Consider the following 25,122-nt stretch of genomic DNA (forward strand, 5'->3'; position numbering starts at 1 on the left):
AACGCTTCCTTATCGATGGTATGCGTATAACGCTTCGGGCAATTGGGTTTTGGATCGAATTGGTACTGATTGGGGAGATGTTGGTGATCGTCCTAATGATTCGAAAATTTTCAATAACTTGCTTGATCCCGGTGTGTGGAGCATTGGTAACAGTGGATCGCACGGAACGTTTCACGCCAACGGTAACGCGCAAGAAAATACCGTTTTATTGGACGAGGGGCCGTTCAAATACCCCGAACCTATTTGGCGTGGTGGTGTGGACACCGCGAGCGATGGTGATGGCGGTTGGAACTGTGATTTTAAAGACGGTTACGATCCTCAAAAGTCGTATCGTTTTTCAGTTTGGGCAAAACAAACCAACACCAACGGTTCGATTTATTTGGGTTGCAATACGTGCTTAACACTTGGTGGTTCGCAAAACAATAACCCGTATTTTTGGTCAGGTGATTTACCCGAAAATGAAAAGTGGTTTTTGATTGTTGGTGTGTTACACGGTGCGAGTTTTACAGGAAGCAATACTGGTATCTCCGGTGTTTACGATCCAATGACAGCAACGCAAGTAACCAGTGGTACGGAATACAAAGCACTTACCAGTGTTACCACACAACGTCACCGTACTTATCTTTATTATTCCACCGATCTCAATAACTACGCCTATTTTGCAAGGCCGCGTGTCGATGAACTCAACGGCAACGAACCGTCTTTGATCGAACTCATGGGTACTGCAACGCGCAACACTGGCGCTCTAGCAGATCGCGACTGGGTGAGCATCGTTGAACATTTACAAGGGTTCGAGCAAATGGATTTTCGTAATTTGTTGCTCGGATCTGTGGCCGGAGAAATCAGCAATTCACCAGCGTCATCCACCGGTGCGGGTGGTGGTCCATTCGATGCGCCGCCTGAATCCAGTGGCGGCTATTTTGATGATCGTATTTATCAGGAGATCAATTAATTCATGGCTACAGCAAATCGAAGTTTAGCCGCAATGGGATTGGAAGCAGGCGATCTTGTCAGCGCCGCAATTGAACTGATTTGTCGCAGTGGAACCGCAAGTGGTTTACGCGTGCGTCTTGCTTTTTTCGATAGCAACAATGCACCGCTGCAAAACTTTGATGGGGCCAGTGTGAGTGGCGCCAATTATTCACGTTCTGTGATCAATGCCGTAACCATTCCAACCAGTGCTGCGTATTTAAATGTTGGCTTTGTTTATGATTCGATTACATCCAATGCGGTGGTGTCTTCACGTTATCCCATTTTAAATCGAGGATTGGTTGCCGCGCCCTATATTGATCCAGCTTCATCTTCGGTTGGCGCTGGCGGTGTAACACTGTCTACGAATCAAAACATCAGTGGCGCGAAAAATTTTACTGGTGGATTAAGTGTGAGTGGGTCGAGTGTTTGGCATCCGGGTAACTTTGATCCATCAAGCAAAGCGAACGTGAGCCATTCACATAGCTACTTACCACTAACGGGCGGAACCATCAGCGGCAATTTAAACGTTACCGGTGATTTTTACGCGAATGGCACGTTCCTTTACGGTGATAACAAACGGATGTTGCAGTTTTCCGATGGTTGGCTTCGTTTGAATCCAAGTGCTCAATTTGGTTCCGGCATTTATTGTGGTTCTTCCGTTTTACGAACCGATGGTGAGTTGCAAGTGGGTAGTGGGGGTTCTGCGTTTCGTGTGCAATCAAATGGCGTTGCACACTTTGGCAATTATTCCTACGCGCGCAGTCACGGCAGTGGCACCTACAACGGTAAAGTTATGACTTGGGAAGATTTTACTTACCAAGATGATCCACCGAATGGTTTAGAAGGAGTCATTTCGGCCAATTGGATCCAAGCGTCTGCTATTCGTGCGCACCATATTTTGGTGCAAACCACGGGAAACGAAACAGGAAATCAATCGGGCGTCGCGATTGAACTAAATCCAATGGGGCAATCACCCTTTGCTATTCGTCGTAAAGGCACCAGCGAAACGGTGTTTGCCGTTCAGCTAGTTGATGGTGAAGCGAAAGCGGTGGTCGATGGTATTGCGGGTAAAGACTTCGTTAAAAACATTAACGCCATTCCGTTAGATGTTCGTAAAGCGTTAAACCAATACTACGAAGGTAATGGTGCAACCGCTAGCGCATCAACTGGAAATTTATCCAGCGGTGCCAGCCGTTCGTTTTCAATTACACCAGGCGCTTCAGGCAAAGTTTTAATTGAATTTAATTTACGTGCGTATGCGGTTTATGGCCCCGTAGCAACGAACCAAAACTATACGGCTCCTGTTTGGCGCGTCCAGGTACGACGTGATTCAACATCGGGCGCGATTTTGTACGATAAAACGTTTACTGGTACAGCTTACAATTGGCAAGAATCGGATGAAATCCCTGGCGAACCGAGAATAGGGGGCTGGTACGGCAGCGCTCAATTAGACATTGCAGGACAGTTCTTTGATGAAAACGCGCCAACGAGTGGCACCGAAGTTTACTATCTTATTGTTTCGCGCCAAAGTGGAACGCCAACCACCATTTCACTGAATGAATTTTCTGGAAACGTTCCGGCGTTTAAAGAAAACGATTTATCCAAAAGCACAAACGGTTATTGGCGCGATAAAGATACTGGAATGATTTTTCAGTGGGGTTCGACTTCCATTTCAGGCGGCCAAACGAGAAACATAACACTGCCGATTACTTTTCCTTCTCAATGCACCATCGCCATGCAAAATCAATTGGCAGGTGGAGGCTATTCGGATGGCGCGAAAGTCACCGCAAAATCTCGCTCTTCAATCACAATACGAAACAATTATGGAACCACCTACACCAGTTGGTGGTTTGCAATGGGGTATTAACAATGGATAAAACTTACTTTGCACATTACGACGCATTGACCGGCAAACTGCTGGGTTATTATTGCAATGACATTCACGATGAAATTCCCGAGCCGTCAATTTCTTTAACCGTAGATGAGTGGACAATCGCTCGACATGAAGGATGCAACCAAGTCATCAACGGAAAACTTGTTGTGGGCGACGAGATGGTTACTGACGATGAGCTTGCGGAAAGGAATCGAGCCTGGAGAGACAGTGAACTTGTGACAACAGACAGGTATATGTTGCCCGATTTTCCTATCAATGAAGTTCAACGGGAACAGGTTCGGCTTTATCGCCAGCAGCTTCGGGAGTATCCTGACCGTTCGAAGTTACCGAGTGAGTGGAGGCGGCCAGTCTTTTTTATTGACTTTATAAACTGCCTTGACTCTTTCGAATAGGATACTACAAGGATTCGAAAAAAGTGTTATTTTGGCTCTATTCCCGTACCCTTACAATGCGAACATTCAATAGGTTGAAGTTTAATTCCGCATTTTTTTTGGGGCGTCCACTTGCTGTAAGTTAGGTTTATTAATGCCAGAACCTACACAAACAGAGCAGTCTTTTTTTTCATTGTTTATTACTAAACCCTTGAGTTTTGTGAATTCGCATTTAAAATTAATACGTTAATTTTTATGTTTTACTGCTTTTTATCTTAGTATGTATTCGATTGCACCTGTAAAGCTTGTTTGACATCCTGACCATCCGAAGATTAGGCAAAGTAACGCGACACCAAATGGTACTATATAGTCTGTGAACGAGCTTGTATTAAAAACTGAGTATAGGATTGATTTTATATTCAACCACAATCTTTGGTAGGTTTTAACAGTTTCTTTTTTTTGAGGGTCTAGGTCTCCAGGTCTTTTTTTATTTTCTTTGTCTATCCAAGAAACCGAAAATTTCCAATTTAGCTTTTTTAATTCATTGTAGTTACTTGGAGTAGCTTTTCCATGCTCATTAACTTTACGGGCAATTTCTTGGAGCAAAGAGTTGCAATATGAGTTTCGTTTCTCTATAAATGGAGCTTTAAAAGATTCTTTACCTTCTTGAATGAAGTACTGATAGTACCGAAGTAGGAAATAGAAGAAGGCTATCCAAAGCATAGAGAATAAAGCTTCTGGGTTTTTCAAATTGCTAATTTTTACTCCTAATAAAGTTAGGTTGTCAATTTCTCCACCTGCAAAACTGAGAAAAATTAGAATGCTTGAAATTATAATTAAATTCCGTCTTTGTCTCAGTAATCCACTGCTCACAGTTTCAGTAGTCATAAGTACACTTTGATACTATTCAAATATATTGTTTGATAACTATTAAACCAACATGATGTGCCTAAAATGATTTTGTTGTATAACTGCCTTAAATTTTTCTTAGTAAAATCTCTATTGAATCTTTACTTCATCTAAATCATACTCGTAATGTTTTTTCTTCATCTGAAAACAATCAGCTCGAATATTACGTGAAATTATTTTGATCTTTTTAAGATTCGATTCAGAAATATTGACTCCACAATAAATGCTCTTGACTTTCATGTTATCTGACAAGGTACTCATCGCCACAGCTTTACTTTCAGATTGACAATTTAGAACTATTCGCCATTCCTTTTCATAAGCCCAGTCTAAATGTTTTGTACTAACCATACGTTCGACAAAATAATCAGGAATGTTAAGTAAATAATCTAGCTCAAAAAAAGGTTTTTGATTAATGTAATCTACGGCGAGCAGTTTTGCATTATTCATTTTCATTTTGGAGAGATCATATCTAACGCAGATACCTTTATGGCTATCGGCATAATGTGCCCACATTAATTGTGATTTATGATTCTCCATAAAGCAGCAAATACTTAATCTTTTCACAGCCAGTGAGATTTGTTCTGACAACCATTGTCCATTTGTAATGTCTGATTGATTACCTTTAGCTAAATCACTTAAAAACGGATAATGAAATGCTAATTTCTCGAGTTTTTCGAGAATCTCTCTAATATTCTTCCTGTTGTAAATAGAAGCCGGCGTGGCCTCTATTGCACAGTCAAAGGGGTCATTAAATTTAGATGGATTAGAAAACCAAAGCTGACCATTTTCGATAGTACTAAGCCGTTTATCATCTAAAGGGTAGAACCTATATAATGAAAGCAAAGGTTTTGTCATTTTTCCTATAAACCTTTGATAGTTTATTTTGGTAACAGTAATTAAATAAAGATGTCTTAGCCAAGCTTTTAAGAGCATAGTACATCATATCCAAGCGATGCTTAATTTTCTCATTATTCTGTCAGATCTGAAGAGTAATACAATCCAAAAAGCGAGCATTTATCTTGGAATGTTGAGAGATATCTCAAAGCACCTTTTGGTCACTTAAAATATCTAACTAAAACAATGAGTTATGTTCGCTTCTGCGTGTGCCAAATTCACCCTTCGAAAATCGAGATATTTCTTGAAAAATACTACTTAAAATAGTAGTATTTCACACCTCCTCAGTTCACCGAAAGCCAATGTATTTTGGCCTGAAAACACTGTGCCATCACCTTGTGTGACGTGGGCGGTTCGTCCATTTTGCGTGAGGGAAGTTCTCAATTGAAACGAGGAAACTTTATGGATAAAACTTTAAAACCGCGTTCAAAACTATTTTCAGTTCGATCAAAAAGGGAGGCGCTTAAACTTATTCGAATAGGTGATGATTTATTAACCACCGCTTTAAGCGAGGTTATGTCTCATCCGAGCTTTGATTGGGGGTGGATCATGCTGTCACTGCCCAAGATGAAATCTAACCAAACCAATGGAGTAAATTGGTTTTTACGCGATAACCCAGGGACAGTTGAAGCTATTCGACGGGTGACATCAATAGCAACACTAAAAGCAGCAATTCACCGACTAGAAATGAGAGAGGAGTTTCTTTGCTACTTAGATCATAAGTTGCTTGCTTTAATTGATGACGAGATGCGCGACGCACTTGTTTTCATTTCAAACTCTGAACAACTCGCCAATGACACAAAAGCGGCCTAACTGACCGCTTGCAATTCTATATTTGCATTCTTTTTACGGGCTTTCGCTGCTTCATTTAAAATGAAGTCAGCGATGCCGTTTGACTTAGTTATATTGACGTGATTTTTCTACTCTTTCACTAATCCATGCATCCACTTCACTAGATAGCCAACCAACTGCTCTATCACCCAGCGATATTGGTGCCGGAAAAGACTGTTTTGAAACACGTAGGTAAATGGAGCTTCGTGATAATCCTGATTTTTTAACAACATCCGGTAGTCTTAAAATCGTTTCATTGTTTTGATACATAATTAACCTTTATTGGCCGAGTTGGGACATGATTGGAATATTAAAGCTAAAACGATTCAGAAATAATGCAAGATTTATAAATTTTTAGTTAAATAATATTCCATGTAGTTTTTCCCGTTTTTTCCTTTAAAAAAAATTCGTGTTTTATTGATAACCTTTTCCGGATCAATATCTAATTCTGGAAAAGCGAGTTCGGTTAACCTTCCATAATCTTTATGCCTTGGACCTCCAAAATACTTTTTAAAGTACATGTACAAAGTCCTGGAAAAATATGTGGCTTGGATATCACCTTGCTCTTTATTCAAGATGAGTTTTGGACGTGATTTTAACTGCTCTAACTGTGTTTTTGCTTCTAGCAATCCTTGATAAACATTGTTGTTTTCTTGGAAGTGTATTGGAATAACTCCAAGCTTTTCGAGCGAATGCTCTAGCTGTGAGATAGTCAAAAGTTGTTCGTTGATAAACGTTGCTAGGTCAGACCGGTTAAATTGTTCTAAATAATCTGTGTTATAGGATTTTGCCTTTTTCAGAGTAATAGCGAAGGATGATATTGAGTTTAAACCATAGTGGACATAGTCATGTTGAACATCCTGATCTTTAGTTTTGATTATTTCAAGCCATAAATTCTTTAATGATGGTTCTTTTAATGTTTTTTCAAATAGTCTTAAGATGTCGTTGTTCGCGAAGGATGCATATGACAGAAATTCTTCGGCACACTCTTTACTTATGTAGCTAGGAAGCTCTTTATTCACTCTTGCACAGTCCTTTTTGTTGAGGATTCCAATAAATAATTTGACCACCACTCCATGAGTGTTTTTCGACGCTCTAAATATTCGGCTCTGTTGTATGCTCTTCGAACTTCATTTTTATCAACGTGTGCTAATGCAGATTCAATAATATCGGGATCAAATCCTTGCTCATTTAAAACGGTACTGGCTAATGCTCTAAGTCCATGAGCAACTAAAGTTCCGTGATAGCCCATACGCTTTATTGCCATATTTGCAGTAGAAGGATTTGCATGCGTTTTGGGATTTCTTTCTCCTGGAAATACGAACTCTCTATGTCCACTAATAGGTTTCATTTCCTCTAAAATTTCTAATGCGTACGAAGAAAGGGGGACGATATGTTGTCGATTCATTTTCATCGTTGACTCTGGAACAATCCAAAGACCATTTTCGATGTCTATTTCACTCCAACGTGCTTGCACCGCTTCACCTGGTCGAACCATCGTGTGAAGCTGCCATTCAATAAGGTTTCTTGTGGTAACTCTAATGCTAGCTCTGTTCAGCTTTTTAAGAAACTTTGGCAGTTGGTCTGGTTTGATAGTTGGCATGTTTTTTTTCGCCGGTGAACCAAATGCTTTATAAATTTTCGAAAGAGGATTTGAGTTAATTAATCCCGAGTTGACTGCGTAATCCATAACTTCGTTTAATCTTTGGCATACTCTCTTTACTGTTTCTAAGTTTCCTCGCTTTGCAATTGGGTTAATAACGTCAATTGCAGTTTTGGCTTTGATGCAATGCACTGGCATGTTACCTAAAGAAGGAAATATGTGTATTTCGAGAGAACGCCAAATGTCGTTAGCGTGATCGTCAGAAACCGAAGTTCGTTTTACTTCCAGCCAGCTTGAAGTGACTTGCTCTAAAGTATTCTGAAGTGCTTCACTTGCGATAGCCTTTTGTTCAAGTCTGTAAGCCTGAGGATCAACATCTTTTGCCAAGAGTTCTCGGTATTGCTGCTTTATTGATCTTGCATCAGCGAGAGAAAGGTCCGGGTAAGCACCAAGGCTTAAATTGGCTCTTTTCTTTGAGTAGGGGCGGGAGTAGTTAAACAACCATAGCTTTGAGCCATTTGGCTTTACCCTAAGCGCTAAGCCTCCTCCATCAGCCAAGTTATATTCTTTTTCGCGTGGTTTTGCTTGCTTGATTTCCGTATTCGTAAGTTGTCTTGTGGTATTCGCCATTGTAACACTGACTGGGTATTAAATTGGGTGATGTTACAATGAATGTTACATTAACTTTGAGATATTGCCAAATCGCTTTAAACGCTGTAGGACGCTAAAATAGCGTAACTCGCTGAATTTAAACAATAAAAAAGACGTCCTAAGACGTCTTTAGATGGTGAGTTGGTGGAGCCGGCGGGAATCGAACCCGCGTCCGCAAATCCTCTGCTTAAGGTTCTACATGTTTAGCCTCGTCTTTAATTTAACCAGTCACGACCCGACGGACAGGGTGCTTCTGGTGAGCTTGTTTAAGTTTAACGGTTGGGCTACAAGCAAGCTTACCCGCGAGTCTCCGTATATGTCTGTCGATTTCCTACCGGTGACGCTCAGAGTCGACAGTTAGCCTTAAGCGGCTAAAGCGTAGTTTTCGTCGTTTGCGACTATTAATTACAGCTAGTGTTTACGAGGTTCGCTGTCACCTCGACATGCCCCTTAAGTTTTGTAATCCACGTCGAAGCCAGGTCGGCCCCAAGTTAAATCAAAAACTCAGGTATTTCCTATATGTAGGCGATTGTCGCACATTCAAGGCCACTAGGCCAATAGCGAATGAAGAGACGGGAAGGCTTACCGTCTATTTTGAGGGTTTTGGGGCGTGTGTCACAAATTGAGATAATGGGAAATTTGATTCATGAGCTAAAATACGTACACTAACCTAATAAATACAATAAGTTATTCAATCTGAAGTCTACCAACATTGAGATTCAGTAGGAGGATTTCAGGTGCAACATAGGACCCGACTTAATGCCCAATGCAGACAGTCACAGCTGGCGATTCGAATGTCGTACCGATCCCGGGCGTGTACGTGAGTTAAACGAAGACTCATTACTGTGTGAGCCAGAGCTCGGGCTTTGGGTGGTGGCTGATGGAATGGGCGGACATTCCTGTGGCGAGGTGGCCAGTGCCTTGGCTACGCGCTCTATCAAACGTAACTGCGAAGCCGGCAAATCTTTAAGCGATGCCATTCAACAGGCTCACTTCGATATTTTAGAGGCTGCTGCCGATGGTGAAGGTGCCGATGGTATGGGCACAACGGCGGTTGCATTGCAAAATCATGACGATTTTTTTTCCGTTGCATGGGTTGGTGACAGTCGCGCGTATATTTGGAAGTCGGATATCCAGCGGTTGACTCAAATCACTCAAGATCACTCTCTGGTCGAACGATTACTTTCGGCTGGTCTTATCTCAAAAGAAGAAGCCAAAACGCATCCACAGCGTCACCTCATTACTCAGTGCTTGGGCTCGAAAGAACTGAAGCAAGTGAAAGTGGATGAAGTGACTTTTTCCTGGGAGCCTGAACAAGTTTTGTTATTGTGCAGTGATGGTTTGACGGAAGAGTTGACGGATCAGGATATGAAAACGATTTTTGCCGCCCAATCTGATTTGAATCGTACCGCCGATCGTTTGTTGCGCATGGCATTAAATAAAGGTGGGCAAGACAATATTTCGATAGTATTGTTGCGATCACCTAAGCAAATGCCGGGGGGCATTTCGGGAATGGTGTATAAGGTACGAAATTGGGCGCGTAAACAACTGATGAAAAAGTAATCGGTTAAACGACTAAACTAAAAGAACAAAACGCAGGAGCAAAACAGCACAGGAGGTGATTGCAGGGAATTTATGACAGGAGGTTTTGGTTAAAAGTGGGGTAACTATGACCGAAAAAAAACAGAAAGTGGGTCCACAAGGTACGCAAGTATTCGACCTGTCGGAAGTTGAAAGTTTGCTGGCAAAAGAACTCAAGCAACAGGCCGCGAATGCCCAAGGTCGGCCGGCACTGGTTGGGATCAGCAAACCTTTTTCTGGGCAGACGTTTCCGCTTAACAAAGCGAGCCACCAGGTTGGCCGCTCAAATAAAAGCGATATCTTTGTCGACGAGCCCAGTGTTTCTTCTATGCACGCTAAACTGGTGTGTTCTCATGAGCAATGGAAAGTGATTAACCTTTTGTCGTCTAACGGCACTTATGTCAATGGAGACAAGGTATCGGAGAGCGATATTTTTCCGGGTGATCGCATCCGATTTGGCGGTGTTGAGTTTATTTTTACCCTAGTGGCTGAACAAAAAGAGGCCAGACTCGACCGCTCCAGTATGAGTTTGGGCGGTAAAGTTGTCTTAATTGGGTTGATAGCGATTGCTGCGTTAGCGGGTGCAGCTTATTTCCTGCTTTAGTATGATGTTTGTATCGGTTTAAATGAGGCCATCTGTGCAATCGCGATTTAAAACCTCCTTAGGCGATCCTATTCCCGACTTACCGGAAGGCGAGCAAAAGCCCGCCGCTTCTACTCAGCAAACAGCGCAAGTAAGCAATCAATCCACGGCGAGTAAATCGTCAGTGAAGTCTTCAAACCGACCCAAAAACATCGGTCGCTACAAAGTGATTGATGAACTTGGGCGCGGCGCTATGGCTTATGTGTATAAAGCTTATGATCCTGAGATTGATCGCTTTCTAGCCGTTAAAGTACTTCGAGAAGAGTTAGCGAACGATGAAGATTATCGACGCGGATTTATTCACGAAGCAAAACTTGCCGGGCAATTGGCGCACCCGGGGATTGTTACCGTATATGACGTCGGAGTTGCCGATGATAAACCCTATATTGCGATGGAACTGCTTGATGGTACTCCGGTAGATGAGTTACTGAAGGCGCGGCAACGGTTACCGGTGAACTTTGTTATTTCCATTTTGGTTCAATTAACGCGAGCATTACACTATGCCCATAAACAAGGTGTGATCCATCGCGATATTAAGCCGGGCAATATCATATGCTTGGCGGATAACAAAACCATTAAAATCACCGACTTTGGTATTGCGCAGCTTGATGAAACATTGGCATCGGTAGGTAAAACGCAAGAAAAAGTTTTGGGTACACCTGAATACATGTCACCGGAACAAGTGCTTGGACAGTCTTTAGATTCTCGTTCCGATCTTTATTCTTTGGGCAGTTTAATTTACACCATGATTACCGGTTGTCCTCCGTTTAGAGCCGATGATTACGGCGAACTCTTCCGCCAAATTATTAAGGAAAAACCGGAAGACATGAATGTTCAAAGCGTTCATATTCCAGATGAACTGCAAGATATTGTTCGTAAGTTATTGCAAAAGCCGCCCGAAAAGCGCTATCAAAATGCCGCTGAATTAATGCGAGATATTCGCGAGCTTCTGGAAGTGATGGAAAGCCAGGCGAAAGAGCAAGCGCGTCCTGGCTTTGTGTCGCTTAAGTTACGTTGGACGTTGGGGATGGCTAGCTTGGTTGCCATCACTATGTTAGTGGGATTATTTGTCGTTTACTTTCAACAGTACTTTGCGATGCGTGATATGGCTATCGATTATGGTTATTCCACTTCGCGTTTAATTGCATTCGAAGTAGCCGAAGCGGTGGTTCTAAAAGATGAAGTCGCTCTGGAGGCGATTGTTGGTGATTTAAATCGCAATCAGGATATTGAGTACGTAAGCATTCGTGATGTAGACGGAAAAATATTAGCCAGTACGCGCATTGAGGAAGTGGGCAAAACATTCAAATTACCTTCTGGAGCCGAGTTGATAGACGACGCTGGAAATGCTGCGATATACAGTCGTCAGGTAAGCTCCGATCATCAGGTGTTTGATATCGACTCCGCAATCTTATATCAAAATAAAGCGTTTGGTCGGGTGGCGGTTTCGGTTTCGGCTGATAACTTGGTGCAATCCGCAAAAATTACGCTCGTGATCATGATCGCGTTAATGATCGTAACACTCATCGCGGTATTTTCCATGACCTTGGCTTTCGCGCGTCAAATTGCCGCTCAATCGAAAAAAATTGCATTAGCGCTTGAACGAGTGCGACGTGGTCAATTTAATCGACGACTTTCGGTCGAGCGTAACGATGAATTTGGCCGTATCTGCTTCGCTTTTAATCAAATGACTGAATCACTAGAAAAACGTCTTGAAAAAGGGCATCGGCGAATTTCCGGTGACACTGAAAAATTACTGGTCAGTCGGCCTGGGGGTGAAAAAATTAGCGCTTCCGACAGCGACGAGTCGACGGTCATTTTGCAAAAAAAAGAATAAACACCCGACATTCCATTTTTCAATGGTAAAACGCTCTGTCATTATCGAGCAATATGAATCGCTTTATTGGGGCAAAAGGTTTTGGATGAAACTTGAAAAGAGGCTGATAGTGAGTTGTTGATCACTCGAAGTCTGTTGATTCAAGAGCAAACATAATGATGCTTTCAGTGTCCCGTCCTAAAAAACTGTCAACGTATTTTAGGACGGGACAAAAATAAACGTTAAGAATTAAAGTAATCCCGAGTACCGTGCGCTTCTACCGCTTCGCCAATACGACGCATGGCCAATGTATAAGCGGCATCACGCATACTGCGTTTTTCCTGCTGAGACAAGTCCCACACTTCATTAAACGACTGCTGCATAATGGCTTTAAGTCGTTGATGCACATCTTCTAAAGTCCAGGTATAACCTTGTCGATTTTGTGCCCATTCAAAATAACTGACGGTCACACCTCCGGCGTTGGCGAGGACATCAGGAATAACGACGATGCCTTTACTGTCGATAACTTTATCCGCATCGGACTCAATCGGCCCGTTGGCAACTTCGACAATGTATTTGGCGTTAATTTTCGATGCATTCTGATCGGTGATGACGCCTTCAAGAGCAGCCGGAATTAAAATGTCGACATCCAGTTCCAACAACTCTTCATTGGTTATGGCTTTGTGTTCAACCAACTCACAAACGGAGTGCTCACAATAAACAGCACGAACACGTCGAGTGACTTGTTTTTCTTTATAAATACTTTCTACGTCAAATCCATTTTCAGAATAAATGCCGCCTTGAGAATCACTGATGGCAACAATTTTGTAACCGGCATCGTGCAGTAATCGCACCGCATGATAACCGCCGTTACCAAAACCTTGGACAGCAACCGTGGTTTGTTCGGGCACTAAGTTTTTCTTTTTCGCCAACTCTAAAACACAAAGATAAGCGCCTCGGCCGGTGGCATCGTCACGGCCCAAACTGCCGCCAAGTCGTACCGGCTTTCCGGTGATTACTCCTGGTGCTTTAATACGTTTAATGGCCTCAAACTCGTCTGCCATCCAACCCATTATTCGGGCATTGGTATAAACGTCAGGGGCCGGAATGTCTACCTGAGGCCCAATAAAGTCGGCCATAGCTCTAACGTATGCGCGTGAAAGTCGTTCCAGCTCCATCGGCGACAGGGTTTTCGGATCCACAATGACACCGCCTTTGCCACCACCATAAGGCAAGCCAACCACCGCGCATTTGATCGTCATCCAAAGTGCCAGTGCTTGCACTTCTTCAATGGAAACGTCGGGGTGATAACGAATGCCGCCCTTAGTAGGACCGAGAACATTATTGTATTGGCAACGGTAACCGGTGAAGTAGCGTGTGGAACCATCGTCCATTCGAACGGGCATTGAGGCGGTCAAAGTGGCTCGAGGATGCATCAAACTTTCAAGCACTTCATTGGAGACTTCCGCGCTTTTACCAATCGATCGAACACGATCCAATGCGTCTTCAAAAACATTTTGCGACATGCGATTTTCCTTGTGTCTTTTGGGGTTAGTCAGTTTTGCATTCATTGTGCGGATAACGCTTTTAAACACAAGCTGCATTGCAACAAACTTGCGCTTTACTCGAATCTCAAATGTCACATAAGGTCAAAAGTCGTTCGTCATAAATCGAGCCCAAAGGAACTCTTTGCATTATCTTTAAGGGTAACGTTTTCATTTAAGAGTCGATTGCATATGCTTGAGATGGGGATACTTCTTGCTGATTCATTCTGACAAAGGAGCAAGTAATGCGAAAAAACAACAGCCTTTGGCTGTCCATTATATCTTTGATCGTTGCGCTCACGGCACTCACCTATAATACATGGCGTAATGAGCTGACCGAGCATAATCGAAACGTTCGTGCATCGGGGTTTGAAATGCTGCGTGAAGTTGCGCATTTGCAATTACTTGTTGATCGAGCCTATTACTCAGAAAGCGCACAAGTGGTCGACCCTATCGAAGGTTGGAGCCGAGTCAATTTAATTCTTTCACTCAGTCGAGTCATGCCTGATGCGGTACAAAACAACGCGGAAAACCTTAAGCAAACCTGGTCTGAGCATTGGTCTAATATTTACCAGCATAAATCGGCTAATGAAGCAGTAACACAAGCCAACCGACAACTCGAAGCCCAAGTATTACACGCTTTGAGCGCCTTGGATTAGGGGCAGGCTAACGATACAATAGCCACTTGTGTTGCTATCTCCTTTACTCGATGTCGCGCGATTATTGCCTTGTATGCCAATTTCCATTACGTACGTGTATCTGTAACAGTGTCCGTGTTATTGATGAACACCCAGAAGTTATCATCTTGCAACACCCGAAAGAAGTGAACAACAGTAAAAATACGGTGCGCTTAATTCAATTGGTTATGCCGCGTGTGAAAGTGGTAATTGGTGAAAATAAAGATGATTTTAGTGACTTGGCGTATTCGGTAAACCAGTCTACGAGCGATTATGGCTTAATCTTTCCTACAGAGCACAGTCACGACTTTTCGAAATTAAGCGCATCATCGATAGAAAAATCACTCCCGAAAAAATTAATGTTTATCGATGCGACTTGGCGGAAAGCCAAAAAAATGTATCTTTTAAATCCGTGGTTACATCGGTGTTCCAGTTATTCCTTGAGTGCTCTTTTTCCAAGTCGCTATCGGATCCGAAAAGCAAAAGCCGAGCACGCATTGTCGACATTAGAAGCCCTGGCTTTTTGTTTGGAATATTATCAGGTTAATACGCAAAACCTGTATCGGGTGTTCGATGCCATGGTTGAACAACGCATTGCGCTCATGCCGAAAGGTATTAAGCAAAGGTATGAATAAGAAAAACGAGCCACACATTGAACTGACCTCAAAATAATAACTTCAGTTCTTGGTATGCCGACTGTATCTGTTTAAATTTATCGGCGTCACCGCCTTTGTCTGGATGATGGCGTTGGATTAACTTTTGATATTGCCGTTTTATTTTTTCCAGTGTTAACGGCTTTTCACCGGTAAGCTGCAATGTATTGATCGCTTCGGCTTTTCGATCGAGTGCAACATAACGTTTCCAAAATTGCTTTTGCATTTCGGCAATTTTTTCGGGTGCTAAATATAAGTTGTTAATGCTCAAGTAAAATTCAGTAAGCGGGTCGTAGTGTTCCATTTGATTTTTTGCTACGCCGACGGGTTGTAATTCAATACTCATGGCTGAAACAAACAAATGAAATCCTTTTTCCAGCAATGGCTGTTTGAGTTGGTAAAGGTGATGAAACAACCAAAAATGCTTTGGGTAAAGTTGTTCCGGTGCCTTAAGGGGTTGAAAAAACTCTGGAAGGGCTCGGTCAATAATTTTTAGCAGTTCAAATTCACTCAATTTACCGCCATGCGCTTGCAGAGTATCAACGACGAAAGATTCAAAGCATTGCATTGTGCGTATTGTTAATGAGGTTCGTGACTGCTTAATCGAATGATTTTTTCGCTGTCTTTAATGGTTCTGAAAATGCCACGAACCGAAGGTACCGCCGTTAAATCAATTTCAATGGCGTAGAATTCCAGTTTCGGATCCTGAATGAGATTTTTCATATTATTGGATTTGAATAAACTGATCAGCATAAATTTTATCAGTTTTCTATCGGCAACTTCAGCGAGCAGAGCGTCCTGTTCGGGTTTTTCAATTTCACGGACACACCGAAAACGCGGCATTAATTTCGGCATCATACCGATTTCTACCTGAACTTCTTCAACTTCGAAGCCTGCTCTTTCAAACACTGGAAAAGCGGCAGTCACTTCGGCGATGACGGCTTTCAGTTTCTCAACACCTAAGTCTCCCAGCATTTTATTCGGCGGCGCGTCACCCACTTCGCCGGGAGTTGAACGAAAGGTTTCTGTAATTTTATTAAATAATGACTTGAATGGCACAGCGAAAACTCGAACCGCAAAAATTACAGTATTCGTGATTTGTTCACTGATTACAAGTCAGTGCGAGAGAATGGCGAGAAAGTGAGGTAAGGAAATGGGGGCTATGACCCATTAAAGGAGGTTTTATACTGTATATTATTTAAAAGAATGCTGCTTATGGTGTGTGGTTCGGTGGGTAATCAAGCGTAAAGTCAAATGTTTGAGATGAGGGTTGAGGCGTTAAATTTCTCCAGCACACCGAATTGCCCATCTCATCAATGAGAGGGCAATGGAGGTATTAAAGCGATTTAAATGGAATGATGGAAGCTTGTTGCTCGTCATCATCGTCTGCATCACGCTGTGGCGTTGGAAAAACTTCATGATCAAATGCCGTATCACCACCTGCTTCAGGGACACCGATTCGACTAAAATCGCTAAAGTCGTACAGCTCCGTATCCAGTAAATGCGATGAAGCGACATTTCTCAATGAGTTAAAAATTGATTCAATTCGGCCGGGATATTTGCGATCCCAGTCCTTTAACATTTCTTTGATGACTTTGCGCTGCAGGTTCTCTTGTGAACCACACAAGTTACAAGGAATTATGGGGAACTCTTTGAGTTGCGAATAACGAGCGATGTCTTTTTCTCGGCAATAAGCAAGCGGCCGTATCACAATGTGTCGGCCATCATCGCTGCGCAGTTTGGCAGGCATCGATTTCATTTTTCCACCAAAAAACATGTTCAAAAACAGCGTTTCGATAATGTCTTCACGGTGATGCCCAAGGGCGATTTTGGTAATGCCATTTTGGGCGGCCCAATTGTAAATAATGCCGCGTCGTAATCGTGAGCATAGCGCGCAAGTCGTTTTACCTTCGGGCACTTTTTCTTTCACTACCGAATAAGTGTCTTCCTCAATAATATGGAACGGCACTTCAATACTGCTTAAGTAAGCCGGCAACACCTCTTCGGGAAATCCAGGTTGTTTTTGATCAAGGTTAACGGCAACCAGCTCAAATTGCACCGGCGCGTGTTTCTGAAGGTTTTGCAGAATATCGAGCATCGTGTAAGAGTCTTTACCACCCGACAGGCAAACCATGATCTTGTCACCTTCTTCAATCATGTTGAAGTCGGCAATGGCCTGACCGACGTTGCGGCGCAGCTTCTTTTGCAGTTTATTGAGGTTGGTTTTGTCTTTTTTGGACACGGACAGCATGTAACGATTACTTTTTGAGCGATTTTGGGGCGGAGATTATATACTCATTGTTTACAAAATGGCATGCTTGATGTGCAAAATTGACACTGTTTTTGTCATAATTGCCCTCAATTTCTACCGCCAATGCTGTAGTAGTCCCATGCTTGCTAACAAGGAGTCGCTGTGTTGAAACGCCTGGTCATTATTTTAGTCGGTTGTTTACTGTTGCAGTCCTGCGGTCTTAAATTCTGGTACAACCGGCTGGATTGGGTCGTTCCTTGGTATGTAGACGACTTCGTTGAGTTGACCAGTGAGCAAGAGTCGAAGCTGGAGCATCTGATGCTCCTTAAAACAGAGTGGCACCGTAATCAGGAATTGCCCAAATACGTGGATTGGCTGGAGCGGCTCGAAAAGGATATTGAAACCGGTCCTATCGAATCTGTGTACGATGAGCACAGCCGTCAGCTCAGTCGGTTTTACTTTACGCTGGTTGAGGAGTTGGGGAGTGAATTTGCGGGTTTAATGGCCGAGTTGTCTGATCAGCAGGTGAACGAATTATTGGCAACATTGGCCGATGATGATGAAAAAGTTTTACAAAAACATAAGGAAAAAACGGCAGCTGAGATTCTCGAAACGCGGCGGGAAAATATTGAAGATGGATTAAAAGAATGGATTGGGCGATTGTCTAAAACTCAAAAACAAGTCGCACTCAAATGGGCGGAAGAGACTCAACCAACGCTGACTTTGAGAATGGAATATCGAAAGCAATGGCGTGCTGCTTTAGCTGAAGTACTGCCTGTGAAAAATGATGAAGCGAATCACAAATTGAAAGAAATCATAGTTAATGCGCAACAATTTCAAAGTGACGAACTGAAACAAAAATACCAGATAAATCGTGAGCTAACGCGACGCAGCTTGATAGAGTTGTATGCTACCTTGAGTAAAAAGCAAAAACGCAGATTGATCGGTAAATTAAGAGATTATCGAGAAGATTTTTTAGATTTGATTGACGATGGAAAATAAAAAGTATTTCGTCAGGTGTTCACTTAAATCGAATTAAAATTATCACAATTTTGTATACCATTTTCAAAACAAGTTCTGCAGAATGTCATCTCTTTGTCACAACAAAAAATTATCTTTACATCAACCTTCAGTATCGTATACTGAAGAGGCTGTGAAAAGACAGTAGGTGCTGTTTCTGATGAGTAACCTGATGACGAACGTCTTCAAAATACGATAGTCAGAAGTCGCACAGATATTTATGAATTTGCAAGATCGAAGACCTTTCTGTTGTACCTCGTTTTGGCTAATCGTAAGTAGTTTCTGGATTTTCACTGTCTGGTTGGTAGAAGTGAAGGGTGTATACAACTTGCTACCAGCAACGTTAAAAATCTAAATTGGAATATCTCAGGAGTAACATAATGTCAGTAACTACTGGTCAAGTTAAGTGGTTTAACGAAACTAAAGGTTTCGGGTTTTTAGAGCAAGAAAATGGTCCCGATGTTTTCGTTCATTTCAGTTCTATTAAAGCCGAAGGTTTCAAAACCTTAGCCGAAGGCCAAAAAGTACAATTTGAAATCCAAGACGGACAGAAAGGTCCACAAGCTGCTAACGTAGTACCCATTTAATAAGTTCAATTGCGTTATTACTTAGTCGCTCGAAAGCCGCAATTTTTGCGGCTTTTTATTTGCTATATTTCTTTTGGGTCTAATTTCTTCTTCTTTGACCATTCCCGAAACTCGACATACACTTTCTGTATGGGTATCTCACCCCAACTATAATCATCGTCTTATACTTCGGTTATCAATTTGAATGAAAAAATTATGTGACAGTGCCCATTATTTGGAAGCCAACACCATTAAAGCCATGTTGAACCACGAGGGGATTCAAGTTCACCTGCAAGGTGAAGCGCTTGTTGGTGCGCTCGGCGAATTGCCAGCGAATGTTGCTGAAATTTCCCTGTGGGTGTCGGAATCAAACTGGAAAAAAGCACATGAACTTTTGCAATCGTATTATTCTTCGCTGGATAAAACGGGCGTGCATTGGAACTGTTCGGAGTGCGGTGAAGAAAACCCTCCTGCGTTTGAAATTTGTTGGCAATGTCAGTTTCAAAAAGTGAGTTTTGAAAGAGTCAAAAACTAAAGAACGTTTAATGCATTGCGCTTAATGAAAAGCAATATCAAAAGCTCTGATGATCAAAAAACTCAATCGCTTGAGTAATTAAACAGTAAAACGACGAGCAGTACCGTGGTGATAATTAATATGCTCGACGTGGTAGAGCGTGGCTTAGCGAGCTTGCCACCAGGGCGATAATGTTGTTCAAGATATTCAAACAAGTGAGCGGAAATGGATATTGCATGATGAATGAATCGTTTATGAAACCAGCTCACGCCATTCTCCATTTTTCGATAAAACCGATAGAGTGGTCGGCGAATAAACCAATCCGCATCCAAGTTGGTGCTGGTAAGTTCTGGCGGATAAATACCGGAAAGCTTTAACCAAGTAAATGCCAGTGCAGAGAAGAACAACAGTTGCAGTTGGGCAATGATATGACTGGCATCATAGGCCGAATAATCCATTGCAAACGGCAGTAATTGGTAAAACGTTTGTGGCCAAATGCCAATCGCAATGCAAAGCACGGCCGCGATACCCATAGCTACGAGCATGTTCAATGGCGGCTCTTGGGTTCTTATTCCCGAGTCATGAGCGAAAAATGCGAAGAAGGGAATTTTAATCCCTGCATGATGAAACACTCCGGCAGAGGCAAACAATAAGGCCAGCCACATGATGGGGCGTTCATGGATCAAGGCGCTCATGATCATTGACTTGCTCACAAACCCGCTGAATAACGGAAACGCAGAAATCGAAGCGGCACCAATAAGACAAAACACCGTTGTCCAGGGCATGGTTTTGTATAAACCTCCGAGCTCCGAACCATTGATTTTTTGGGTTTGCAACAACACTGCGCCCATGGTCATCATCAACAGTCCTTTAAAAATGGTGTCGGTAAAGGCATGCGCAACGGTACCGTTTAACGCGAGCTCGGTGCCAATTCCGATGCCGCAAACCATAAAGCCTAACTGGTTGATCATGCTGTAGGTCAGCACTCGTCGTAAATCATTTTCGATTACCGCATAAAAAATGGGAAAACACGCCATAACAACGCCGATTTCTATCAAAATTTCAGTACCGGAAAAACCGCGAGCCAGTGCATAAATGCCCACCTTGGTGGTGAAGCTGCTCAAAAATAAAGTACCGGTGGGGCTGCCTTGAGGGTAAGCATCAACAACGACGGCATGAAACAGTGGAAAGGCGCATTTAATACCGAAGGCAGACAGCAGTAGATATCCGGCAACATTGTTTAGCGAAAAAGAATTAAAATCCAAACTGCCTGTTTGTTGAAAATGCCAGATCGTTCCAATCAGTAACAATAAACCCGATAACAGTTGCACATAAAGGTAACGAAACCCAGCGGCGATTTTTTCGGGATGGCCGCGCTGCCAAATGAAAAACAACGCGGTAAACGAAATGAGTTCCCAAAAAATAAAAAGCGTGAGTAAGTCTCCTGCAAAGGTTGCTCCCAACACGCTACCAATATGCAATAAGCCGATAAACATTTCATGTCGTGATCGAAGATGTAAAGAAAAGCACAAACATAAAAACGCAGCGGTCAAAAAAAGATAGCCAAACACGCGGCTTAAATCATCCACACGGATCCATTTCAGCTCTAAATCGAAAAGTTGCAGGGTTAACAAAGTGCCACTGGGTAAATTCATCAACTGCCAAGCGGCAAACAAAGGTAGCACAATGACAAACGGACGTAGAACAGACATCGGCAATCGCAAAATGAACAACGCTGCGACAAAAAAAGTACCGTAAATGGGCCAGTCAGTCAGCGTCATAATACTCTTCCTTGCGCATTACCCACTTTCGTAAACCTTTCGCCAGTATGACTAATAAGACACAAGCAACAAACCCATAGATGCCGTAAAACCCATACCAGGACTCAACAGCGAGCACACTGTGCCGTGGATAAATAAAGTCCACCAAAAATAACAGTGCACAACCGATATAAAGTCCGTAAAGCAAACGCTTAATGTTTTTCGGCTTGTCGAACAGGTCGGTTTTTTTGTTCATGAACGAAGCCTCACTAAGGAAATGAGTTCAAACAGCGAGTTCGGATAGAAAAAAAAGCCGACACAAAACAAGCTGGTGATCAACATAGCGACCAAACACGTTTTTGGCGCTTCCGTTATTGTTTTATCGGTAGGGTCACCTTTGTAAAATGCGGTGGTGACTACGGGCAACAAATACGCTGCGCTTAATAGAGAACTCGTTATCAATAGCACGGTTAACCCAAGCTGCTGGTTGTAAACCGCCGCATTTAATAAATACCATTTGCTCCAGAGCCCACCGGTGGGCGGAAGTCCAATAATCGATAAACTTGCCAATAGAAACAAGCTAAAGGTCACCGGCATTTGGTAGCCAAGACCTTGAATATCACTCAAGTTTTTCTTGCCGGTCATCATGATGATGGCGCCAACACAAAAAAACAGCGTGATTTTGGCAAAACCATGCATCACGATTTGTAAACTGGCACTCATCACCCCTGCACTGTTGAGCAATAAAGTGCCTAGCACCACATAAGCCAGTTGGCTGATGGTGGAGTAGGCAAGGCGCAGTTTTAAATTGTCTTGCCGTAACGCGATTAATGATGCGGCAATTAAGGTGAACCCAACAACAATCGTCAGGATTTTATCGACCTCTAACGATCGTAATGTGTCGATACCAAACAAATAAACACTGATTTTAAGAATGCAAAATACGCCTGCTTTAACGACCGCCACTGCGTGTAACAAGGCGCTTACCGGTACCGGTGCAACCATGGCATTGGGCAACCATCGATGAAAGGGCATCAGTGCTGCTTTGGCAATACCAAACAGGTACAGGCAAAACAGCAGTAAACCCCAAGATGATGACAGTGACCCTTCAAAAATACCGCCAGTAACAAAATCCAATCGTCCGGTCGCCTGCCAGGTGATGACAATCGCCAGCAGAAAGAAAGCGATGGACGTACTGAGTAAAAGTCCGAGGTATATTCTTCCAGCGCGTTTCGCTTCTTCGCTACGGCCATGAGTGACCAATGGGTAGGTGGTTAACGTGAGAGCGTCGTAAAACAAAAACAAGGTTAAGGTGTTGGCGGCAAAAGCAACGCCCATCGTGCAAAACAGCGCCAGTGCAAAAAAGGTATGAAATTGCGTTTGCTGTGGCGTATTTTGTTGTTTGAGATAGCCGAAAGAATATAGGCTGGTGATCAGCCATAGAAAACTGGCCAGTCCTGCAAAAATCAACCCGAGTGGTTCAACATGAAAGCTTAAAGTTAATGTTTGGCTGATGCGACTGACCGTTAATTGAACCTCCTGGCCGGTATAACTTTGAGTGAGTAAAAACACACAAGCGGTTAAGGTTGCTGCAGTCAATAAAACAAAAGCATCCCGCAATCGTGGCGATCGACCCAGCAACGCAATCACCACCGCGCCAATGAGCGGGGTTAACAGACTTCCCGTTAACCATTGAATATCGCTCATTGAACGACTCCAAATAACAGAGCGACCGCTTGTTGGCTTAAATGGTCCGGCAGACTGGGGTCGATCCCAAGGTAAACAATGGCTACGATCATCAGTCCGATGGGGAGCAACAGGTTCAGCGGTGCTTCTTGAACCGTTCGGCTCTCTTGGCTGGGGGGCTGAAAATAGGCGACTTCAATCACCCTCCATAAATAGGCAACCGTGAGTAGAGAACTGGCTAATAAAGGCAGCGCAAGCAGCCAGCCATGAGCATCAATGGCTGCGAGCACCAGGTACCATTTGCTGATAAAACCCGCGGTAAAAGGTACACCCACCAAGCTGAGCCCAGCAATGACCCAAGCCGCCATAGTGAATGGCATGGTACGGCCAAGTCCCGACATTGATTTTAATGTTGTGTCGCCAAGTCGATAAGCGACCGCGCCGAGAATCATAAATAAACAACCTTTGGTCAATGCGTGATTAAACAGGTGCATCATGGCCGCGTGTCCACCAGCCTGGGTATGAAGGCTCAACGCAAAAATAATATAACCACTTTGTGCAATGCTGGAGTAAGCCAACATCCGTTTGATATTGGATTGAAAAATGGCCACAAAAGAGCCGGCAAAGATCCCGGCAATGGCGAGCGGCATAAGCATGTGTTCCAGAGGAATGGTACTGAACAGATGGGAGCCTCCAAATACGGTATAGAACATGCGAAACAAGATATAGATGGCCACCTTACTGGCACTTGCAGACAAAAAGACCGACACCACCGAAGGCGCGTAACTGTAAGCGCCAGGTAACCATTGGTGAAGAGGAAACATGGCGGCCTTAAGTGCAATACTCACCACCACTAAAGCCACAGCAACCTGCAATGTACGGAGTGGAACATCGTCCAGACGCAACGCAATATCATGCATATTTAGACTTCCGGTCATCAGGTATAAAACACCAATACCAAGCAGGAAAAAACACGCACCTATGGTGCCCATTAACATGTAACGAAAAGACGCAAATAAAGCGCGAGGATTGGATCCAGCTGCGATCAGTGCGTAGGTAGTAACGGCGGATATTTCCAGAAACACAAACAGGTTGAAGATGTCGCCAGTAACCGACATGCCCAGAAAGCCGGCGAGGCACAGCAAAAACAACGCGTAAAAATAACCGTGTTTGCTGCGAGCGATTTCTTTGGCAATGATCTTCTCACCGTACAGCAACGTCATAAAAGCACTGCCACAAACGATCAACAACATGAGGGCCGTTAATGCATCGAAATAATATTCAATGCCCACGGGTGCTAACCAACCACCCATTACATAACGGATGGCACCCGCTTGTTGAATTTGCAGCGTGAGGATTCCAGCGATCAAAAAGCAAACCGCAGAGACGGTTAAACAGAACACCCAAAGTAACCGGCTTTGACGAAGCAACAAGCATATCGGCGCTGCCGAAAGCGGTATAACGACCTGCAATACCGGCAAATGCTCCATCAATCCTCCTTATCGAGACATTCCAAAATTTCTTTTTCGTCGATGCTGCCAAAGGCTTTTTGCAGTCGAATGACTAGTGCCAATCCAACAGCGGTCGTGGATACCGCAACAACGATCGCCGTCAGAATGAGGACATGAGGTAAAGGGTTGCTGTAATTGACGCCATCGGCCACGGCAATCGGCGGTAAGCTTTCGGTGTTGTGTGCGATGCTAATAAAAAAAATAAATACGGAGGTTTGCAGAATGCTGATACCGATTAGCTTCTTCATCAGGTTGCGTCGGCTCATTGTCATGTAAAGCCCGAGCATCAATAAAAAAATCACAACCCAATAGTTAAACATCCCCAGAATTTCAGTCATCCCGAAAACATCATTCATCGCTACCTCCATAGAAAATGGTAAACAAAAGCGTAATCACGCAAGCGACAGTAATACCAATACCGAGTTCAATGACAAAAATACCAAGGTGTTGTCCACTCTGTGGTGAGCTTGCTAATGTGTCATAATCGAGAAAAGTCCCCCCGCCAAGTAGCGTCGCGAAGCCAACACCGAGAAACAGCAAAACGCCGATGGCCGCGCCATTTTGCAGGGCGTTAAAGCGGATGGCACGTTCGAGTTGTGAAACGCCAAAAATAAGGCCGTACACGATCAGTCCTGCGGCGAAAATGACACCTGCTTGAAAACCACCACCAGGGCCCAGTTCGCCATGAAACTGAACATAAAGGGCGAACAGCAATATTGCTGGAATCAATATTTTACTGAGAACCCGGACAACCGGGTGCGACTCCATCATCGGT

The 25,122-nt window shown here is 43.3% G+C and carries 27 protein-coding genes and 1 other RNA gene; 12 read left to right on the forward strand and 16 right to left on the reverse strand.

Features of this window, described 5'->3' with window-relative positions:
* The 3 genes from ACTUJY_RS19500 to ACTUJY_RS19510 all read left to right on the forward strand — a co-directional run.
* Positions 1-952 (forward strand): hypothetical protein (locus ACTUJY_RS19500; RefSeq protein WP_463617813.1); only part of this gene is annotated, 952 nt, incomplete at its 5' end.
* Positions 953-955: 3 nt separating this feature from the next.
* Complete coding sequence (locus ACTUJY_RS19505) at positions 956-2,839, forward strand: gp53-like domain-containing protein (protein ID WP_463617814.1); 1,884 nt, start codon at positions 956-958, stop codon at positions 2,837-2,839.
* A gap of 2 nt (positions 2,840-2,841) precedes the next feature.
* Positions 2,842-3,258, forward strand: coding sequence for a phage tail assembly chaperone (locus ACTUJY_RS19510; protein ID WP_463617815.1), 417 nt, complete (start codon positions 2,842-2,844; stop codon positions 3,256-3,258).
* Between the two features lie 249 nt (positions 3,259-3,507).
* On the opposite strand, the gene ACTUJY_RS19515 is transcribed toward ACTUJY_RS19510, so the two are convergent.
* Positions 3,508-4,125, reverse strand: coding sequence for a hypothetical protein (locus ACTUJY_RS19515; protein WP_463617816.1), 618 nt, complete (start codon positions 4,123-4,125; stop codon positions 3,508-3,510).
* A 111-nt stretch (positions 4,126-4,236) separates the two neighbouring features.
* Positions 4,237-5,079, reverse strand: a complete 843-nt coding sequence (locus tag ACTUJY_RS19520; protein WP_463617817.1) for a DUF2971 domain-containing protein — start codon at positions 5,077-5,079, stop codon at positions 4,237-4,239.
* Positions 5,080-5,442: 363 nt separating this feature from the next.
* On the opposite strand from ACTUJY_RS19520, the gene ACTUJY_RS19525 reads away from it, so the two are divergent.
* Positions 5,443-5,853: a hypothetical protein gene (locus ACTUJY_RS19525; protein ID WP_463617818.1), complete on the forward strand. Its 411-nt coding sequence runs from the start codon at positions 5,443-5,445 to the stop codon at positions 5,851-5,853.
* A gap of 84 nt (positions 5,854-5,937) precedes the next feature.
* Here ACTUJY_RS19525 and ACTUJY_RS19530 read toward each other — a convergent pair whose 3' ends face one another.
* The 4 genes from ACTUJY_RS19530 to ssrA form a co-directional block, all read right to left on the reverse strand.
* Positions 5,938-6,141 carry a helix-turn-helix transcriptional regulator gene (locus tag ACTUJY_RS19530; protein ID WP_463617819.1) on the reverse strand — a complete coding sequence of 68 codons (204 nt, stop codon included), beginning with the start codon at positions 6,139-6,141 and terminating at the stop codon, positions 5,938-5,940.
* Between the two features lie 74 nt (positions 6,142-6,215).
* Positions 6,216-6,893 (reverse strand): hypothetical protein, encoded by a 678-nt coding sequence (locus ACTUJY_RS19535; RefSeq protein WP_463617820.1) that lies wholly within the window; start codon positions 6,891-6,893, stop codon positions 6,216-6,218.
* Complete coding sequence (locus ACTUJY_RS19540; protein ID WP_463617821.1) at positions 6,890-8,104, reverse strand: integrase domain-containing protein; 1,215 nt, start codon at positions 8,102-8,104, stop codon at positions 6,890-6,892. The genes ACTUJY_RS19535 and ACTUJY_RS19540 overlap by 4 nt, the downstream gene beginning before the upstream one ends.
* Before the next feature lie 163 nt (positions 8,105-8,267).
* Positions 8,268-8,613: a transfer-messenger RNA gene (gene ssrA / locus ACTUJY_RS19545) on the reverse strand.
* A 271-nt stretch (positions 8,614-8,884) separates the two neighbouring features.
* On the opposite strand from ssrA, the gene ACTUJY_RS19550 reads away from it, so the two are divergent.
* The 3 genes from ACTUJY_RS19550 (at position 8,885) to ACTUJY_RS19560 (ending at position 12,186) form a co-directional block, all read left to right on the forward strand.
* Positions 8,885-9,688, forward strand: coding sequence for a Stp1/IreP family PP2C-type Ser/Thr phosphatase (locus tag ACTUJY_RS19550; protein ID WP_463617822.1), 804 nt, complete (start codon positions 8,885-8,887; stop codon positions 9,686-9,688).
* A 106-nt stretch (positions 9,689-9,794) separates the two neighbouring features.
* Positions 9,795-10,310 (forward strand): FHA domain-containing protein, encoded by a 516-nt coding sequence (locus ACTUJY_RS19555; protein ID WP_463617823.1) that lies wholly within the window; start codon positions 9,795-9,797, stop codon positions 10,308-10,310.
* A gap of 34 nt (positions 10,311-10,344) precedes the next feature.
* A complete protein-coding gene (locus ACTUJY_RS19560; protein ID WP_463617824.1) occupies positions 10,345-12,186 on the forward strand; it encodes a protein kinase domain-containing protein in 1,842 nt (613 codons plus the stop codon).
* 221 nt (positions 12,187-12,407) lie between these two features.
* Here the strand turns inward: ACTUJY_RS19560 and ACTUJY_RS19565 are convergent, their stop codons facing one another.
* Positions 12,408-13,691, reverse strand: coding sequence for a Glu/Leu/Phe/Val family dehydrogenase (locus ACTUJY_RS19565; RefSeq protein ID WP_463617825.1), 1,284 nt, complete (start codon positions 13,689-13,691; stop codon positions 12,408-12,410).
* Between the two features lie 263 nt (positions 13,692-13,954).
* Between ACTUJY_RS19565 and ACTUJY_RS19570 the strand changes: the two genes are divergently transcribed.
* Positions 13,955-14,368 (forward strand): hypothetical protein, encoded by a 414-nt coding sequence (locus tag ACTUJY_RS19570; protein ID WP_463617826.1) that lies wholly within the window; start codon positions 13,955-13,957, stop codon positions 14,366-14,368.
* A gap of 50 nt (positions 14,369-14,418) precedes the next feature.
* Positions 14,419-15,021: a tRNA-uridine aminocarboxypropyltransferase gene (locus tag ACTUJY_RS19575; protein ID WP_463617827.1), complete on the forward strand. Its 603-nt coding sequence runs from the start codon at positions 14,419-14,421 to the stop codon at positions 15,019-15,021.
* 28 nt (positions 15,022-15,049) lie between these two features.
* Here ACTUJY_RS19575 and ACTUJY_RS19580 read toward each other — a convergent pair whose 3' ends face one another.
* The 3 genes from ACTUJY_RS19580 to ttcA form a co-directional block, all read right to left on the reverse strand.
* Entirely contained in the window at positions 15,050-15,607 is a 558-nt protein-coding gene (locus ACTUJY_RS19580; protein ID WP_463617828.1) for a DNA-J related domain-containing protein, read from the reverse strand.
* A gap of 11 nt (positions 15,608-15,618) precedes the next feature.
* On the reverse strand, positions 15,619-16,098 hold the full coding sequence (locus ACTUJY_RS19585) for a hypothetical protein (protein ID WP_463617829.1): 480 nt from the start codon (positions 16,096-16,098) through the stop codon (positions 15,619-15,621).
* A 277-nt stretch (positions 16,099-16,375) separates the two neighbouring features.
* A complete protein-coding gene (gene ttcA, locus ACTUJY_RS19590) occupies positions 16,376-17,290 on the reverse strand; it encodes a tRNA 2-thiocytidine(32) synthetase TtcA (protein WP_463617830.1) in 915 nt (304 codons plus the stop codon).
* Between the two features lie 162 nt (positions 17,291-17,452).
* On the opposite strand from ttcA, the gene ACTUJY_RS19595 reads away from it, so the two are divergent.
* From ACTUJY_RS19595 to ACTUJY_RS19605, 3 genes are all read left to right on the forward strand, one after another.
* Positions 17,453-18,292, forward strand: a complete 840-nt coding sequence (locus ACTUJY_RS19595; protein WP_463617831.1) for a DUF6279 family lipoprotein — start codon at positions 17,453-17,455, stop codon at positions 18,290-18,292.
* Positions 18,293-18,690: 398 nt separating this feature from the next.
* A complete protein-coding gene (locus ACTUJY_RS19600) occupies positions 18,691-18,897 on the forward strand; it encodes a cold-shock protein (RefSeq protein WP_463617832.1) in 207 nt (68 codons plus the stop codon).
* A gap of 184 nt (positions 18,898-19,081) precedes the next feature.
* Positions 19,082-19,411 carry a putative signal transducing protein gene (locus ACTUJY_RS19605; protein WP_463617833.1) on the forward strand — a complete coding sequence of 110 codons (330 nt, stop codon included), beginning with the start codon at positions 19,082-19,084 and terminating at the stop codon, positions 19,409-19,411.
* Between the two features lie 62 nt (positions 19,412-19,473).
* On the opposite strand, the gene ACTUJY_RS19610 is transcribed toward ACTUJY_RS19605, so the two are convergent.
* From ACTUJY_RS19610 to ACTUJY_RS19635, 6 genes are read right to left on the reverse strand one after another with little or no spacing between them, the layout of a single operon-like run.
* Positions 19,474-21,171: a Na(+)/H(+) antiporter subunit D gene (locus ACTUJY_RS19610; RefSeq protein ID WP_463617834.1), complete on the reverse strand. Its 1,698-nt coding sequence runs from the start codon at positions 21,169-21,171 to the stop codon at positions 19,474-19,476.
* Entirely contained in the window at positions 21,158-21,406 is a 249-nt protein-coding gene (locus ACTUJY_RS19615; protein WP_463617835.1) for a hypothetical protein, read from the reverse strand. Before ACTUJY_RS19615 ends, ACTUJY_RS19610 begins: the two co-directional genes overlap by 14 nt.
* Positions 21,403-22,857, reverse strand: coding sequence for a proton-conducting transporter transmembrane domain-containing protein (locus ACTUJY_RS19620; protein ID WP_463617836.1), 1,455 nt, complete (start codon positions 22,855-22,857; stop codon positions 21,403-21,405). Before ACTUJY_RS19620 ends, ACTUJY_RS19615 begins: the two co-directional genes overlap by 4 nt.
* Entirely contained in the window at positions 22,854-24,326 is a 1,473-nt protein-coding gene (locus ACTUJY_RS19625) for a monovalent cation/H+ antiporter subunit D family protein (RefSeq protein WP_463617837.1), read from the reverse strand. The genes ACTUJY_RS19620 and ACTUJY_RS19625 overlap by 4 nt, the downstream gene beginning before the upstream one ends.
* Positions 24,326-24,703 (reverse strand): cation:proton antiporter subunit C, encoded by a 378-nt coding sequence (locus ACTUJY_RS19630; RefSeq protein ID WP_463617838.1) that lies wholly within the window; start codon positions 24,701-24,703, stop codon positions 24,326-24,328. The genes ACTUJY_RS19625 and ACTUJY_RS19630 overlap by 1 nt, the downstream gene beginning before the upstream one ends.
* Positions 24,696-25,118: a Na(+)/H(+) antiporter subunit B gene (locus ACTUJY_RS19635; protein WP_463617839.1), complete on the reverse strand. Its 423-nt coding sequence runs from the start codon at positions 25,116-25,118 to the stop codon at positions 24,696-24,698. The genes ACTUJY_RS19630 and ACTUJY_RS19635 overlap by 8 nt, the downstream gene beginning before the upstream one ends.
* Positions 25,119-25,122 lie beyond the last annotated feature (4 nt).

The organism is Pleionea sp. WD8-19 (genome assembly GCF_055326765.1).

What these genes read in the sequence shown, in the direction of transcription:
- ACTUJY_RS19555 (WP_463617823.1), top strand. Translation starts at nt 9,795, where the DNA reads ATGACCGAAAAAAAACAGAAAGTGGGTCCACAAGGTACGCAAGTATTC.
- ttcA (WP_463617830.1), bottom strand. Translation starts at nt 17,290, where the DNA reads ATGCTGTCCGTGTCCAAAAAAGACAAAACCAACCTCAATAAACTGCAA.
- ACTUJY_RS19600 (WP_463617832.1), top strand. Translation starts at nt 18,691, where the DNA reads ATGTCAGTAACTACTGGTCAAGTTAAGTGGTTTAACGAAACTAAAGGT.
- ACTUJY_RS19615 (WP_463617835.1), bottom strand. Translation starts at nt 21,406, where the DNA reads ATGAACAAAAAAACCGACCTGTTCGACAAGCCGAAAAACATTAAGCGT.
- ACTUJY_RS19540 (WP_463617821.1), bottom strand. Translation starts at nt 8,104, where the DNA reads ATGGCGAATACCACAAGACAACTTACGAATACGGAAATCAAGCAAGCA.
- ACTUJY_RS19605 (WP_463617833.1), top strand. Translation starts at nt 19,082, where the DNA reads ATGAAAAAATTATGTGACAGTGCCCATTATTTGGAAGCCAACACCATT.
- ACTUJY_RS19505 (WP_463617814.1), top strand. Translation starts at nt 956, where the DNA reads ATGGCTACAGCAAATCGAAGTTTAGCCGCAATGGGATTGGAAGCAGGC.
- ACTUJY_RS19625 (WP_463617837.1), bottom strand. Translation starts at nt 24,326, where the DNA reads ATGGAGCATTTGCCGGTATTGCAGGTCGTTATACCGCTTTCGGCAGCG.
- ACTUJY_RS19525 (WP_463617818.1), top strand. Translation starts at nt 5,443, where the DNA reads ATGGATAAAACTTTAAAACCGCGTTCAAAACTATTTTCAGTTCGATCA.
- ACTUJY_RS19630 (WP_463617838.1), bottom strand. Translation starts at nt 24,703, where the DNA reads ATGAATGATGTTTTCGGGATGACTGAAATTCTGGGGATGTTTAACTAT.
- ACTUJY_RS19520 (WP_463617817.1), bottom strand. Translation starts at nt 5,079, where the DNA reads ATGCTCTTAAAAGCTTGGCTAAGACATCTTTATTTAATTACTGTTACC.
- ACTUJY_RS19575 (WP_463617827.1), top strand. Translation starts at nt 14,419, where the DNA reads ATGTCGCGCGATTATTGCCTTGTATGCCAATTTCCATTACGTACGTGT.
- ACTUJY_RS19620 (WP_463617836.1), bottom strand. Translation starts at nt 22,857, where the DNA reads ATGAGCGATATTCAATGGTTAACGGGAAGTCTGTTAACCCCGCTCATT.
- ACTUJY_RS19570 (WP_463617826.1), top strand. Translation starts at nt 13,955, where the DNA reads ATGCGAAAAAACAACAGCCTTTGGCTGTCCATTATATCTTTGATCGTT.
- ACTUJY_RS19580 (WP_463617828.1), bottom strand. Translation starts at nt 15,607, where the DNA reads ATGCAATGCTTTGAATCTTTCGTCGTTGATACTCTGCAAGCGCATGGC.
- ACTUJY_RS19610 (WP_463617834.1), bottom strand. Translation starts at nt 21,171, where the DNA reads ATGACGCTGACTGACTGGCCCATTTACGGTACTTTTTTTGTCGCAGCG.
- ACTUJY_RS19515 (WP_463617816.1), bottom strand. Translation starts at nt 4,125, where the DNA reads ATGACTACTGAAACTGTGAGCAGTGGATTACTGAGACAAAGACGGAAT.
- ACTUJY_RS19510 (WP_463617815.1), top strand. Translation starts at nt 2,842, where the DNA reads ATGGATAAAACTTACTTTGCACATTACGACGCATTGACCGGCAAACTG.
- ACTUJY_RS19635 (WP_463617839.1), bottom strand. Translation starts at nt 25,118, where the DNA reads ATGATGGAGTCGCACCCGGTTGTCCGGGTTCTCAGTAAAATATTGATT.
- ACTUJY_RS19530 (WP_463617819.1), bottom strand. Translation starts at nt 6,141, where the DNA reads ATGTATCAAAACAATGAAACGATTTTAAGACTACCGGATGTTGTTAAA.
- ACTUJY_RS19550 (WP_463617822.1), top strand. Translation starts at nt 8,885, where the DNA reads ATGCCCAATGCAGACAGTCACAGCTGGCGATTCGAATGTCGTACCGAT.
- ACTUJY_RS19565 (WP_463617825.1), bottom strand. Translation starts at nt 13,691, where the DNA reads ATGTCGCAAAATGTTTTTGAAGACGCATTGGATCGTGTTCGATCGATT.